This is a genomic window from Mycobacterium sp. 20KCMC460 (assembly GCF_022179425.1).
GTDB classification, from domain to species: domain Bacteria; phylum Actinomycetota; class Actinomycetes; order Mycobacteriales; family Mycobacteriaceae; genus Mycobacterium; species Mycobacterium kiyosense.
Genome location: NZ_AP025524.1, coordinates 1,957,062 through 1,970,313, shown reverse-complemented (window position 1 = coordinate 1,970,313; position 13,252 = coordinate 1,957,062). Strand labels below are relative to the sequence as shown.

The 13,252-nt window shown below is 66.5% G+C and carries 12 protein-coding genes and 3 pseudogenes; 8 read left to right on the top strand and 7 right to left on the bottom strand.

Translation table 11 applies throughout. The features are described 5' to 3' along the window. Positions 1-226 precede the first annotated feature (226 nt). Positions 227-1,933, top strand: a complete 1,707-nt coding sequence (locus MKCMC460_RS09155) for an NAD-binding protein (RefSeq protein ID WP_236981587.1) — start codon at positions 227-229, stop codon at positions 1,931-1,933. Positions 1,934-1,955: 22 nt separating this feature from the next. Here the strand turns inward: MKCMC460_RS09155 and MKCMC460_RS09150 are convergent, their stop codons facing one another. Continuing rightward, entirely contained in the window at positions 1,956-2,741 is a 786-nt protein-coding gene (locus tag MKCMC460_RS09150; RefSeq protein ID WP_238305598.1) for a spirocyclase AveC family protein, read from the bottom strand. A 172-nt stretch (positions 2,742-2,913) separates the two neighbouring features. On the opposite strand from MKCMC460_RS09150, the gene MKCMC460_RS09145 reads away from it, so the two are divergent. After that, on the top strand, positions 2,914-3,567 hold the full coding sequence (locus tag MKCMC460_RS09145; RefSeq protein ID WP_236981585.1) for a TetR/AcrR family transcriptional regulator: 654 nt from the start codon (positions 2,914-2,916) through the stop codon (positions 3,565-3,567). Here the strand turns inward: MKCMC460_RS09145 and MKCMC460_RS09140 are convergent. The 3 genes from MKCMC460_RS09140 to MKCMC460_RS09130 all read right to left on the bottom strand — a co-directional run bounded on the left by MKCMC460_RS09140 (position 3,564) and on the right by MKCMC460_RS09130 (position 6,585). Continuing rightward, the gene (locus tag MKCMC460_RS09140; RefSeq protein WP_236981584.1) at positions 3,564-5,021 is read right to left on the bottom strand and encodes a phospholipase D-like domain-containing protein; all 1,458 of its coding nucleotides are present in this window, start codon (positions 5,019-5,021) and stop codon (positions 3,564-3,566) included. The two genes, MKCMC460_RS09145 and MKCMC460_RS09140, sit on opposite strands and share 4 nt — an antisense overlap. Before the next feature lie 95 nt (positions 5,022-5,116). Beyond that, a complete protein-coding gene (locus MKCMC460_RS09135; RefSeq protein ID WP_236981583.1) occupies positions 5,117-5,956 on the bottom strand; it encodes an NAD(P)-dependent oxidoreductase in 840 nt (279 codons plus the stop codon). Positions 5,957-5,964: 8 nt separating this feature from the next. Further along, entirely contained in the window at positions 5,965-6,585 is a 621-nt protein-coding gene (locus MKCMC460_RS09130; RefSeq protein ID WP_236981582.1) for a hypothetical protein, read from the bottom strand. Positions 6,586-6,721: 136 nt separating this feature from the next. Here MKCMC460_RS09130 and MKCMC460_RS09125 point away from each other — a divergent pair, with 136 nt between their 5' ends. From MKCMC460_RS09125 to MKCMC460_RS31725, 6 genes and pseudogenes are all read left to right on the top strand, one after another. Continuing rightward, positions 6,722-7,543 (top strand): peptidoglycan recognition family protein, encoded by an 822-nt coding sequence (locus MKCMC460_RS09125; protein WP_238305594.1) that lies wholly within the window; start codon positions 6,722-6,724, stop codon positions 7,541-7,543. A 54-nt stretch (positions 7,544-7,597) separates the two neighbouring features. Continuing rightward, positions 7,598-7,831, top strand: a pseudogene (locus MKCMC460_RS09120) (SDR family NAD(P)-dependent oxidoreductase); the annotation flags it as partial. Positions 7,832-7,899: 68 nt separating this feature from the next. Further along, a pseudogene (locus MKCMC460_RS31735) lies at positions 7,900-8,157 on the top strand (hypothetical protein); the annotation flags it as partial. 88 nt (positions 8,158-8,245) lie between these two features. Then, positions 8,246-8,398: pseudogene (locus MKCMC460_RS31730) on the top strand (transposase); the annotation flags it as partial. Between the two features lie 22 nt (positions 8,399-8,420). Beyond that, on the top strand, positions 8,421-8,921 hold the full coding sequence (locus tag MKCMC460_RS09115) for a transposase (protein WP_255735948.1): 501 nt from the start codon (positions 8,421-8,423) through the stop codon (positions 8,919-8,921). Beyond that, the gene (locus tag MKCMC460_RS31725; RefSeq protein ID WP_370653095.1) at positions 8,831-9,316 is read left to right on the top strand and encodes a transposase; all 486 of its coding nucleotides are present in this window, start codon (positions 8,831-8,833) and stop codon (positions 9,314-9,316) included. Before MKCMC460_RS09115 ends, MKCMC460_RS31725 begins: the two co-directional genes overlap by 91 nt. Here MKCMC460_RS31725 and MKCMC460_RS09110 read toward each other — a convergent pair. The 3 genes from MKCMC460_RS09110 to MKCMC460_RS09100 are packed head-to-tail and all read right to left on the bottom strand — an operon-like array spanning position 9,273 to position 12,944. Beyond that, complete coding sequence (locus MKCMC460_RS09110; RefSeq protein WP_305071303.1) at positions 9,273-10,715, bottom strand: acyl-CoA dehydrogenase family protein; 1,443 nt, start codon at positions 10,713-10,715, stop codon at positions 9,273-9,275. The genes MKCMC460_RS31725 and MKCMC460_RS09110 overlap by 44 nt on opposite strands. Then, entirely contained in the window at positions 10,621-11,640 is a 1,020-nt protein-coding gene (locus MKCMC460_RS09105) for a 2'-hydroxybiphenyl-2-sulfinate desulfinase (RefSeq protein WP_305071302.1), read from the bottom strand. The genes MKCMC460_RS09110 and MKCMC460_RS09105 overlap by 95 nt, the downstream gene beginning before the upstream one ends. Next, positions 11,637-12,944 carry an LLM class flavin-dependent oxidoreductase gene (locus tag MKCMC460_RS09100; protein ID WP_255735595.1) on the bottom strand — a complete coding sequence of 436 codons (1,308 nt, stop codon included), beginning with the start codon at positions 12,942-12,944 and terminating at the stop codon, positions 11,637-11,639. Before MKCMC460_RS09100 ends, MKCMC460_RS09105 begins: the two co-directional genes overlap by 4 nt. Positions 12,945-13,252 lie beyond the last annotated feature (308 nt).

The following is a 13,252-nucleotide window of genomic DNA, read 5'->3' as shown; positions in this document are numbered from 1 at the left end:
GGCCCCGGGCACCGATCCGAGCGCCTCGCCGACCAGCGAGTTGGTGTCGACATCGCCCACCACGATCAGGACGGCGTTCTCGTGCCGACCAGCACGACGTTGTAGTTGCCCAGCTCCCGGCGACCGCTGGGCCGGCAGGTGTAAAGTCAGGTTCTCAATTCATCAAACGATGAGGCCCCCATCCCAACTTCGGCTCCGCACTGGCGGGAGTAAGAGCGGCTTCCAGATGCGCACCGACCACATCATCGTCAGCGGCGACGACGCGCTGGCCATGACGATCGTCGATGAGCTGCAAGCCGCCGGTGCGACCGTCGTCAGACTCGAGGACACCACGCGGACCGGCACCAAGAGCGGCCTGGGCCGAGCGGGTATCACGCAGGCGCGCGCCGTCGTCTGCGCAGGCAGTGACGATTCAGTGAATCTCGAGGTGGCGCTGCTCGCGGACAAAGCCAACCCCGATATCCGTGTGGTGGCCCGGTTATCCGATGACATCCTGCGCAAGGCGTTCGCCGACAGCGACGTCTCGGGGGCGATGTTCGACGTGGCCGAACTCGCGGCGCCGTCGGTGGTCGAAGCCTGCGTGGGCCACGGCTGCCACCCACTGACGATCGCCGGGACCGGGTTCGTCGTCGTCGGTCTCTCGGCGAGGAAGAACGCCACGCTGCGCGAACTCTACGGCGAACTGACACCGGTGGCAGTCATCCGAGGCGAAAAGTCGCCGGCCCCAGGGGAATTGGAGGCATGCCCGGACCGCGACCTCAGCGTCCACAGCGGAGACTGGACAGTGCTGATCGGTACCGCCGAGGAGGTGGCCGCTCATGGCTTCGACGTCCCGCGCCCGCCTGGGGAACGCCCTCATCTGGTGGCGCTGCGACGCGCCGTCGACAGCGTCCGCGCGTTCCGTAACGACATCAACCCGGCGTTCTACCCCCTGGTGGGAGTGATTGCCGCGCTGATGCTGGCCTCGACCGTGGTATTGCGGCTCGGCTACCGCAACCCCCGGATGGGGTGGATCGACGCGATGTACTTCACCGTCGAGTCGATCAGCACCACTGGCTACGGCGACTACAGCTTCATGCACCAACCGACCTGGCTCCGGCTGTTCGCCACCGGGATGATGTTCGTCGGTTTGATCACCGTCGCGCTGCTGGTCTCCTTCGTGGCCGACGTGCTGTTGTCGCGCCGATTCGTCCGGATCGCCAGCGGCCGCCGGATCGCTCGGCTGCGCAACCACATCGTCGTGATCGGTCTGAGCGCGCTGGGGATACGCGTGGTCGGCGATCTGGTAGCCGCCGGCCACGACGTCGCGGTAATCGAGATCGACGAGGAAAACCCGTACCTGGCCGAGGCGCACGACCTCGACGTCCCGGTCATCATCGGCGACGCCAAGCTGACTCAGACCTTGCTGTCCGCGCGGGTCGATCGAGCCCGCGCGGTCGCCGTGCTGACCCACGACGACATGGTCAACATCGAAACCGGGATGATCCTGGCCCAGCTGCACGGCCGCCGGGTGGGCCCGTTGCATCGGTGGCCCGAGATTCCGCTGGTGTTGCGGGTCTTCGACCGCTCCCTGGGGTTCGCGCTGGCGCGCCGATTCGGCTTCGTCAATGCCCGCTCCACGGTCGAGCTGGCCGCACCCTGGTTCATCGGCGCCGCCATCGGCCTGCAGGTGGTGGACACCTTCTCGGTGGGGCTGCGGTCATTCGTGGTCGGCGCTATTCACGTGGCGCCCGACAGCGGACTCGACGGAGTGCGGCTGTCCGAACTGCCCACCCACACCCGGGTCGTCGCGGTCGAGCGGGCCAACGCCGCACCCACCGTGCACCCACGCCATCACGCGACTCTGCGCGCCGGTGACACCGTTTATCTCCTCGGGCCCTACCGGCAGCTGCTGGACACCTTGAGTAAGGGCAAGTCGGCTGTGCCGAGTTGAACCGGCGGGATAACCCCGCGTCCTATCTCGGCTGGTTCGGCACGCCGGGAAAGAGCTGTCCGCTGGGCCCCGAGGTGACCCAGCCACCCAGCTTCGTCACCAGATGCGGGGCGAAGACCGCGCCGTACATCAGGTTTCCGACCGCGATGACGGTGACGACGGACAGCAGCGACGATTGCAGCCGGCCGGCCGTCTTCTTCTCGGCCCAGCTCTCGATGACGTTGCGTCCCCGGGCATCTGTGCGCCCGAGCAGATACGTGAAGACCATCATCTGCACGCCCATCGCGATGGCGTCATAGACCGGGTACTGATGCGTGGTCCCCTCGAACACGGCGAGCCCGGGAATCACGTAGCCGTAGTGGAACACGCCGAGCCGGGCGCCGACGAACGCGTTGAACACGAAGGCCCAGCAGAATCCCACGATCAAGCCGACCGTGAGAAGCGTTGTCGGCCTGCGTAATCCAAACCGGGCACTGAGCCGCTGTCCGATCGCGGCGCCGATCACCGCGGGCAGCACGAAATAGCCGATGTAGCCCACGGGCACCGACGAGGGCAGCCCACCCCAGGTCATGTTCAGCGGCCACCACGACGGCATCCGCGGCAGCGCCGGCGGGAACTGCGCGTACATCGCCCAGTCGTACGGCGCCTCGATCCAGGAGAACGACATCGCCGAGATGCACAGCAGCAGCATCGGGTGGATACGTCGATCGCGGATGCTCAGATACACCGCTATGGCGGTGAACACGATGCCACTGCCCCAGCCGAAGATGACCGCTCCGGTGAGCAACGGGGTCAGTTCGTTGCTCACCGCTTTTCCCGCGCCTCGGGGTCGAAGTAGATGACCACGCCATAGATCAGCGCGATCAGACCGAACAGTGTGCCGAGCATGATGACCGCGCCCACCCTGCACGCCCTTCCTCGAAAGCCCGGTTAATAGTGGATACTATTCTAAGAGCGAGGTCAAGGCCGACCAGGAGTGAATGCGCTTGCCCCACCGAACTTCCGCGAAGGCGCCCGCCCAGCCGGCACGCCGGCCCCGCGGCGAGCCGCGCCGGCTGTTGCTCGAGGCCGCCCGCGAGCTGTTCGCCCGTCAGGACTACCGCGCCACCACCACGCGGGAGATCGCCGAGGCGGCCGGCGTCAGTGAATACCTGCTGTTTCGCAACTTCGGTTCCAAGGCCGGCCTGTTCCGCGAGGCCCTCGTGGTTCCGTTTACGGACTTCGTCGACGAGTTCGGGCGGACGTGGCAGGCCATCGTGCCCGAGCAGACCGACGAGAACGAATTCGCCCGCCGGTTCGTCGGGCAGCTCTACGACGTGCTCACCGAACATCGCGGCTTGCTGTTGACGCTGGCCGCCGCGGAGTCGTTGAGCGACGACGAGATCACCGACTCCGGCATCGCCGACATCCGCCGCGCCATCGCCTTGCTCGGCCGGATCAGCACGGAGGGTATGCAGTTGCGTGGGCTCCGCTCGAATCGTCCGGAGCTGCCCGCACATTCGACGGTGGCGATGATCGTCGGCATGGTCGCCCTACGGTCGGCCTTCTTCGCCGAGCAGAAACCCAGCCGCGATGCGATCGTCGACGAACTCGTCCAGGCGAGCCTGCACGGGTTCCTGCACCGGCCGGGCTAGGCTCTGAGTTCGGCGATCAACCGTTGCAGGCCCCGGGTCAGCGACCTCGGCACATGGTCGGGATCGACGAGGTCGTTCTCGGCGAGCGGACCGGCTTCGTTCGTGACGGTCCGGCCGGTGATCGGGCGCAACGTCCGGCCGTGTCCGCGAAGTTGCTCGATCGCCGTGCGCAGCGACCCGTACCGCCGCATCGCCGTGTCCAGCTCGGCCGTCGACACACCCAGGTGTTCGGAAACCAATTCGTCACGCACACAACGGATCTGCTGACTTACCGCATCCCGATCGGAGTCGCCGGGGTCCGCTTCGACGGCAATGTCACACTCGCTGTCGAAACCCAGCGATCGGTTGTTGAGGTTCGACGACCCGATGCGCAGCAACCGATCGTCGACCACCAGGATCTTGGAGTGGACGTAGATCGGAGCGCCGCCGTCGGTGGCCGGCCAATAGACTCCCAGCCGACTGTGTTCGTCAGCGGCCCAGAGCAATTGAATGACCTTGTGGCGAGCGCTGTCCATCGTTCCGCGCTCGATCGGGTTGTTGCCCCGGCGGGCCAGCACGACCACGATCTCCGGCCCGTCGGGTTCCCTGAGCCGAGCGGCCAGCGCATCGACGATGCGCCGCGACGCCAGGTACTGATTTTCCAGGTAGATGCTGTGGCGTGCCGCGGCGATCGCGGCCAGGTTCAGCGCCTCGACCTCACGGACTTCCTCGCGACCGTCCAATTCCGGTAGGGTACGGGCGATTCCGATCTCGACGTCGCGCAGTGTCGGCGCCAAGTCAGCGGGCCAGGCCGGGCGCACATCGGTGACGGGTTCCAGAGTTCGACCCGTGGCGGTCTGCCAGCGCAGCCGGGCCTGTTCGGCGAGACCGCGCGCGGCCGCACCGTCGACCGCAGCGCCGACGTCGTGTCGCGGTCCGTAACTTCGCCCCAGCGTCCGTCGTCCGCGACTGTCGTGCAGGTGCGCGCGGGTGTCCCACCGGTTGACGGTCAGATCGATACCGCCGCAGAACGCCACCGCGTCGTCGACCACCACGATCTTCTGATGGTGCACCGAGCCGACCGGGTGGGCACCGTCGACGGCGAAATGGACTCGCTTACTGCTGATCTGATTGAGCAGAGACACCGGGGTCAGCCCATTCCAAATGCCGCCGAAAGCCGGCAGCAGCCGCAGGTTGGACTTCAGCAGGTAGATCTCCAACCCCGGTCGCTCGCGCAGCAACCAGAGCAGGAAAACCCCGAGCTGGTTGGGGCCGGCCAGCGTCTTGGCGCCGCGCTCGAACGTCATCCTGGCGTCCAGATCCCAAGCGATCAGCACGATCCGGTGCTGGGCGCCCAACATCGCCGCCTTGACGTGCCGGAAATAGTCGGCCGCGTCGATGATGCAGGCGAACCGGTCGGCTGGAGCGACCTGCCAGCACGTCTGCCCAGCCCTCAGCAGTCGCTCGTCGCCCACGCGGACCCTTCCGGCTGCAGGCTGGTAGCGGACATGTCGACTTATTACCCGTTAGGCGCCGTGGTTATGTCGTGGCGTGACGAACGCCGCAATGGTCAGGCGCGGTGCCCGGAGTAGACGTCGCGCATCGTCGGCTTGATGGCGCGGGCCAGCGGAGTCGGCACGCCGCAGGCAACGCCGAGGTCGGCCGCGGCATCGAGGTCCTTGTCGGCCAGTGCCGCCACGCGGTCGGCGTAGTCGGGCGGAACCGCGATACCGGCCGCACGCACGTCGAGCAGCCGCAAGGCCTGCTTGCCGTCCGCATCCGCCTCCCGCATGACCGACAGCAGAGTGCTCAATGAAACACCTTGCGCTGCAACCAGGTTCGCCGCTTCGTCCACCACCGCCCAACAGCCGTACTGGATCAGGTTGCGAGCGATCTTCGTCGCCATTCCCGCCCCCACCGGGCCACAGTGCACGACCGCCTTGGCGAAGTCGTCGAGCACCGGACGGGCCCTGGCCACCTGGTCGTCGGGACCGCCGATCATTGCGACGATGCCGTTGTGGGCGGCCTTGTCGCCGTTGGTGACTCCGCAGTCGAGCAGCGTGACGCCCGCGTCGCGACACAGCTCGACAAGTTCGTGCAGCTCGGCGATCGACACGGTCGACAACAGCACCACGATCAATCCCGGCTCGGCGGCGGCCAGCAGTCCCCCGGAGCCCACCAGCACATCACGGGCCTGATCCGCGGTGACCACCGCGATCAGCACCACATCGGAATTGCGTGTCACGTCGGCGACCGAATCCAATTGCGTCAGAACGCCTTCCAGATCCGCGGCGGCATCCGGACGCACATCGTAGACGCTCGGCACCCGTCCGCGCCGGGCCATGCTGACCGCGACCCCGCCGCCGATCTCGCCCAGACCGATCACGCCGGCACGTACGGGCGTCCTCACGGGCGAAGTCACAGCAACGAGTCAAGCATCAGCTGCGCCTCGCCATCCGCGCCGGGGGGTGCGTCGCCGTTCTCGGCGTACACGACGAACGCCGATTGGCGGGTCGAGGTGTTCAGCAACTCGACGAAGGAGCCGGTGACGGGAATCGCACCCATCCGCGAGGTCCCGTCGGCGGTGTAGTCGATGGAGGCGCCCTCGTTGAAGTTGCCGTGCGCCGGCTTGGGGCTGGGCACGCTGAGGTCCCTGACATTGGTCAGACCCGTCGTCGACACGCTGCTCAATTGGTCGATGTCCGATTGCAGTGCGGCGACCGGATCGGACCCGGCGGCCGGCTTGACCCGGATTTCCAGCTCAGCGCTGGAGAATGCGTTGTGCAGTGAAACCCAGCCGCGACCCCGGTCGCCGACCGTCCAACCCGGCGCCGGCGTGACCGAGATGCCGGGCGCGAGGTTGATCCCGCCGGCCGCGGACGCCGTCGGCGGCCGGCAGAGGGCACCGGCCAGCGCGATCGCCGCTGTCAAGGCGGCCACCACGGCCAGCACCCGCGTCCGGGTCCCGACCTCGAGCCGCGACGGCAACAGAGTCGGCGATCCCGAACTCGCAGTCCCCGCGTACGACAACGCTGACATGATCTGACTCCTCTCCTGAACCGGCAGCTGGGCGTCGCCGATCCAGTCCCTATTTGACTCGACCGCGACACGCGTGTCTACGAGTTGGCCTGTCTTGTTCGTGTCGTATCCACTGGCCGGCCACTATGGTGAGGCTGTGAACGCGCCGCCCGAGCGATCCGCAGAGCACGCGTTACCGGTGAGCCGGCGGCAGCTGTTCGGATTCGTGGGCGGCGTCGGGCTCACGGGCGCATTGGCCGGATGTTCGACCAAGACCACCGCCAGCCCGCTGCCCGGACAATCCTCTCCGAGTTCGGCTGACACACCGACCGCCGCGACTCCCACGCCACCCACCGTCAACCCCCAGCCCAGCCCGCCCGCCCCGCGTGCGACCGCGGCACAGTTGCTCTGCCGAGACGCCTGGGGCGCCCGGGCCGCCCGGCCCGGCGGCAAACCGCACACCCCCAACCGGCTGACCTTGCACCATGCGGGCGTGGTGCTGGGCGCCAACAGCAACGCACCCGGCCGGTTGCGCCAGGACCAGCGCTATCACCAGGACCAGCTCGGCTGGATCGACATCGCCTACCACCTGGGCATCGACCGTAACGGCAACATCTACCAACTGCGCGACCCCGGCATCGCCGGCGACACCGCGACCGACTACGACACCACGGGTCACTTCCTGGTGATCTGCGAAGGCGATTTCAACCAGGAGTCGGTATCGCCGGCCCAGGTGCGTGGCATCGCGATCGCCTTCGCCTGGGCCGCCCAGACCTACCGCATTGCGACCGGCACCTTGAAGGGCCACCGCGATTTCGCCGAAACCTCCTGTCCGGGAACCAATCTCTACGCCCAGCTGTCCTCGGGTGAACTCCGCGCGCAAATCGACTCGCTGCTGGCCGCCGGTGGGGTGGACCTGCAGCCGTTCTGCGGGCCCGAGGCGGTCGCCCGGGTGCGGGCCATCGAGGCGGGCAACTGAGGGCACGTTGTAGCCCGCGTGGCACGATGAGTCCTTCCGAGTGGAAGGTCGCCAATGTCAGGCAACGGTGTCGGCAGAGTCGCCGGCAAGGTCGCATTCATCACCGGCGCGGCGCGCGGCATGGGTCGCGAGCACGCGATCCGGCTGGCCGAGGAGGGCGCCGACATCATCGCCGTCGACGTCTGCGAAGACATCGACGGTGTCACCTACCCGGGCGCAACCGACGCCGACCTGGCCGACACCGCGGCGTTCGTGGAAACGGCGGGCCGGCGGGTTGTGTCCCTCCAGCGGTGTAAAAGGGTTCGGACGTAGGTTCCCTCGAAGACCAGCAAGTCTGAAGGAAGGAACCCACGTCCGTGTCGAAGAGGATATCGCCTGCGCAGCGGTTGCAGGCAGAAATTGATGAGGTGTTCGCCGGCGGCGAGGACCTGGCGGGTGCGATCGAGCAGGTCGCGGTGCTCGGCGCCCGGTTGCTGTTGCAGGCCGCGATCGAGGCCGAGGTGACCGCGTTTTTGGGCCGGGACCGCTATGAGCGGGCCGCAGGCAGTGCGGGCGCCCGCGCCGGGATGCGCAACGGGTACTGCCCGACCACGGTGAAAACCACCGCCGGCCCGGTGACGCTGGAGCGGCCGAAGGTGCGCGGCACCGCCGAGCGCTTCGCCTCCCAGTTGTTCGGTAAGGGGGTGACCGAAGACCAACGCGCTGGAGTCGCTGGTGATCGCCGGGTTCGTGCGCGGACTGTCGACACGCGATGTGCAGGCCACCTTGACCGAGGCGCTCGGCGAGACCGCCGCGGTGTCGAAATCGACGGTGTCGCGCATCTGCGAAGACATCCGCGACCAGTTCGAGGCCTGGAGCGCTCGCTCGGCTCGACGACATCGAGCTGGATTACCTGTTCCTCGACGGCAGCCACTTCAAATACCACGCCAACGCGTCGGCCGACCCGGTGCTGGCCGCGTGGGGTATCGACACCGACGGCAACCCGGTGTTCGTCGGGCTGGAGGCCGCTTCAAGCGAGTCCGGTGACGCGTGGGAGGGTTTTTTGACCGGGCTCGGTGAGCGTGGGTTGGCGTGTCCGCTGCTGGTGGTCAGCGACGGTGCGGCCGGGTTGATCGGCGCGGTCGAGCGCACCATGGGCGCGGCGCTGCGGCAGCGGTGTCTGGTGCATCGCGCCAGAAACGTGTTGGCCAAGGTGCCGAAGAACGCCCAAGCGGAGGTCAAGGCCGACTACTGGTCGATCTTCGAGGTGCCCGACACGATCGAGCCCGGCCCGACGCGGTCGGGTATGTGCAGAAGCGGCTCGACGTGTTCGAAAGGCGTTGGCGCGACTCCTATCCGGCAGCGGTGCGGTGTCTGCTCAGCGACCGTGACTCGCTGACGGCCTACCTGCGGTTCCCGCGTGAGCACTGGACCCGGGTGCGGCACTCCAATTTCATCGAGCGGACGTTCGGTGAGACCCGCCGCCGGGTCAAGGTCATCGGTCGGCTGCCCGGCGAGGTTTCCTGTCTGAAGCTGGTGTGGGCGGTGCTCGATCGCGCCTCGGCCGGGTGGCGAGGGTTCACCATGACACCGGCCGGGCTGCGGCTGCTGGCCAACCTGCGCAGGTCGCTGCATGACCCACTTTCCGAACTCCCGCAACGGAATTCGGAGTTCACGCCGAAACCGGCGTGGCGCCAACCGATTCAGCCTCCACCGCATAGAATCGATTGTCACAGGCCGACTATTCGTTTCAGGTGGGGAGCGAGCCTTCTCCCCACCCGAACGTGGCTATGACGTGAAGCCGGGCACCGGGTAGCGGCCGTTGAGTATGTAGTTGCCGACTTCGGCGATCTTGTAGGAGACCGGGTCGTGCAGGGTATGGGTGCGGATGTTCTTCCAGAATCGGTCGAATCCGTACCGGGCGTGTGCCGCGGGCTCCGATGACCTCGAAGATGCGGCTGGTGATGTCGAGGGCGACCTGTGAGGTCAACGCCTTAACGCCGGACACGCGGACCATGAGCTCACCGCGATCCTCGGCGGTCAGTTGTCGGCCTTTGTCCCAGACGGTTTGCAACAGTCGCGCGGCGTCTCGCGCGGCGGCGTCCGCGCCTTGGTAGGCAATGCCCATTTCGCCGTAGGCGCGCACGACGTAGGGATCCTCGACCGCCTGGGTGACACCGGCTGGTGTCCACGGGCGGGCTTGGGTTCGGGTGTAGTCGCGCGCGGCGTCGAGCGCCCCCTGCGCGATCCCAAGGTAGACGTTGGCGAAGCTCAGCTGGACCAGTGGCCCGAACAGGCTGGCGGGCTGGAACTGGAAGAAGTCATTGATGATGGCGTTGGGGCCCCCGAGAACCTCGTCAGCGCGCACCTCCACGTCGTGAAACTCCACGGTGCCACTGTCGGTGCGACGCATGCCCAGGGCGTCCCAGTCGTCGTTGACTGTGACGCCGGCTCGGTCGGTCGGGATCACCGCGGTGATGATCGATCCCTGCTGCGCTGACGCGTCTTGAACTACTCCAAAGACGAGCAGCAGGTCTGAATCCGTGGCGCCGCTGGTGAAGTGCTTGGTGCCTTCAAATCGGTAGCTTCCGTCTTCGTGGGGTGTGGCACGGACCTTCCAGTCCAGCACGTGGCTGTTGTTCTCGCTGGATGCGTTGCCGGCCCACCAGTTGTGTTGCGCCACCTGGCGGTAGACGTGCTCCGTCTGTTCGCTCGACCCCAAGAGCTCGATGAACGCGATGCACACGGTGTGGTACCCGAACAGATGACCCAAGGAGCCGTCTACTTTGGCGATCTCGCGGATCACCTCGAAGATGGTGGGCCAGTCAGCACCCCATCCCCCGAACCGTTGCGGAACTGCCAGCGACAGTAGGCCGCTGGCGCGCAGGTCCTCGCGTTCGGTGGTGGCCGATCCGCCGGCACGGTCGCGCTCGATGAGGCCGTCCTGCCATGTCCGGGCCAGATCACGCGCTACGGCAACGGGGTCGGCGAGGTCGGCTGGCCGGGGCTTCGCGGTGTTGGTCGTCAGTGTCATGATCCGTTTCCTGGTGTCGATCGGTTCAGGCTTGCGGCTGAAGAACTCCGGTGCGGCCCATTGCTCAAGATCGACCGGGTGATCGATCAGGTCGTTGTCGAGGAGGAACCGCTGTGTCTGGTCCAGCAGGTTGATGGCGGATTCGTCCAGGCGTGGCACTGAGGTGCTCAGCGAAGTCGGGGCCGAATCCTCGGTCGATCGCCGCGGGCGCCACGCCGAGGTTGGCGGCATGGATTGTCACCACCTCGTCGTGGTGGTGACGGGACCACTGGCCAGCGCGCACCGCGGCGTCGACGAGCCGCTGCACCAGATCGGGGTGGGTCTCGACCAGCTGCGCGCTGACCGTCCAGACGCTGGCGTATAGGTTGCGTTGGTCGCCGCTGAGGTCGGCCAGTACACGAGCGCCGTAGAGATCTTCCAGTTCGGCAGCCCACGGCAACCAGCTCGAACAGCGCGTCGACTGTGCCAGCGTCTCAGGACGCTCGGCTTGGCGGCGGGCCACCGCGGGGAACAGATCGGCGCCCTTGACGCTGGTGGCGGCGCTCAACCGGTCCGCGGGCAGATCCACGCCGGGAGTCTCGATGGCGACCAGGTCGACATCGCCCAGTTTCACACCGCCGCGCTCCAGCGTGGACAGCAGGCCCCGAGCCTCCCAGGTGCCCAGGGCGATCAATGTCTGCCGCCACGGGTCGAGCTGGCGATAGTCACCCAGCTCGCGGCGCAAGATGCGAATCGCCGCCGCCGAGACCCCGACCCGGCGGCCCGCCAACTCGGCGGGCGACCGCACCGGACTGTCCGCGCACACGTAAAAGCCCTGAGGCCCGGCGAAGCGGGTGACGCCCAGCAGGCGGGTACGCCCCGGTGCCCGCAGCCCCTCGCTGACTAACGGCGGGATCTCCCCACCGAACCTGGTGTAGGCGGGATGGTCGTAGGTGAAGTGTAAAGCGCCCTGGGCGCCGCTCAACACCTCCAGGGCGATACCCTCCTGCGCCAACAAACCCGCTTCCAAGGCGGTCAGCAGCGCATTGGGAACCGGGCAGTTACTGTAGGCCAGGACATCACGCTCGACCGGAGTCGTGGTCATTGCACGCTCCTACCGGTGGGGCGGCTCAACCCGAGATGCTCGCGCAAGGTAGTTCCCTCGTACTCGGTGCGGAACACTCCGCGCTCCTGCAGCAACGGCACCACCTGATCAACGAACTCGTCGTAGACGCCGGGCAGATAGGCCGCAGAGATGATGAACCCGTCTGCGGCACCAGCCTCGAAATGGCTGACGAGTTGCTCGGCGATGTGCTCGGCTGTTCCCGCCCACTGCGGCACGAACCCGACGTTGGTCCCGTATCGCCGTCCCAGTTCCCCGAGCGACAAGTCGCTGCCGCCAGCGGTCGCGGAAAACATCTGCAACATGGTCGGCACATGCCGGTCACCAAGGTCGGCCACGATATCGGCGTACTTGGTGTCCAACGGATACGCCGAGAGATCAATCCCGCTATGACTCGACAGGGTCGACAGACCGACCTCAGGATGCACCAGCGAGTTGATGTATTCCAGCCGGTCTCGGGCGATGGCCGCAGTCTCTCCGAGGACCGGCATGATCGCCGTGAAAACCTTCGTCTGGTCCGGATCGCGGCCAGCGGCGGCCACATTCGCCTTGAGGTCCTGATAGGTCGCACGCATGATGTCCAGATTCGGCGAGATACTAAACACCGCTTCGGCCCACCGCCCGGCGAAGCGCCGACCGCGCGGTGACAATCCCGCCTGCAGGATAACCGGCTCGCCCTGCGGTGACCTGGGGACCTGCAACGGGCCGCGAACCGACAACCATTTGCCCTGGTGCCCAACGTATTGGACCTTTTTCGGGTCGGCAAACCGCCCGCCCGCCTTGTCCAACAGCAGAGCATCGTCGCCCCAGGAGTTCCACAGCTTCTTCACGACCTCAAGGAACTCGTCGGCACGGTCGTAGCGGATATCGTGTTCTAGGTGCTTGTCGACCCCGAAATTGCGCGCCTCCGAGTCGTTAAGCGACGTCACCACATTCCAGGACACCCGGCCATCCGACAGATGGTCCAGCGTCGCGAAGATCCGCGCGACGTGGTAGGGCGGGTAGTACGTCGTGGAAACCGTCGCGCCCAAACCCGAATCTGTCGGTCGCCGCGGCCATTGTTGCAACAACACTGGTCGGTTCCAGGGCGATCGCGCCTTGACCGCCCAGGCCGACGCCGGTCTGAAGATCCCACCGTAACTGTCTTCGATCGCCAAACCGTCCGGCAAAAACAACAAATCGAACTTCCCGCGTTCCAACGTCCGAGCGATCCGCTTGTAATACTCACCGCTGAGAAAGCCATTCGTAGCGCCCACGTGACGCCACGCACCGTGGGCGTGGGTCACGTTGCCAGCCGAGAAAAACCCAGCGAGGTGCAGTTGACGGCCTTGGGGCACGGTCGTGGTCAAAGATGTCCTCCCGTTCGAGGAGTGGGCGGTCCGATCGAGTATCTATTCACGAGCCATCAGCAGCACAGGGTTAAAACCTCGATGATTCCGGTGATTCCTTTCCATCGCGCCGGGGTGATCGGATGCACGGTCTGTCGGACACAACGGTCGACTTGCCACCGACGGGACTTCCAACTGCTGCAACGGATTCGACCGGCAATCCGAAACCGGCGTCAGTGAGCATTGAGGCGATCTAAGTAAGACCA

Excerpts from the sequence above, each read along its gene's own strand:
- MKCMC460_RS09130 (WP_236981582.1), bottom strand. The coding sequence starts at position 6,585 with ATGTCAGCGTTGTCGTACGCGGGGACTGCGAGTTCGGGATCGCCGACT.
- MKCMC460_RS09155 (WP_236981587.1), top strand. The coding sequence starts at position 227 with ATGCGCACCGACCACATCATCGTCAGCGGCGACGACGCGCTGGCCATG.
- MKCMC460_RS09145 (WP_236981585.1), top strand. The coding sequence starts at position 2,914 with ATGCGCTTGCCCCACCGAACTTCCGCGAAGGCGCCCGCCCAGCCGGCA.
- MKCMC460_RS09105 (WP_305071302.1), bottom strand. The coding sequence starts at position 11,640 with ATGACCACGACTCCGGTCGAGCGTGATGTCCTGGCCTACAGTAACTGC.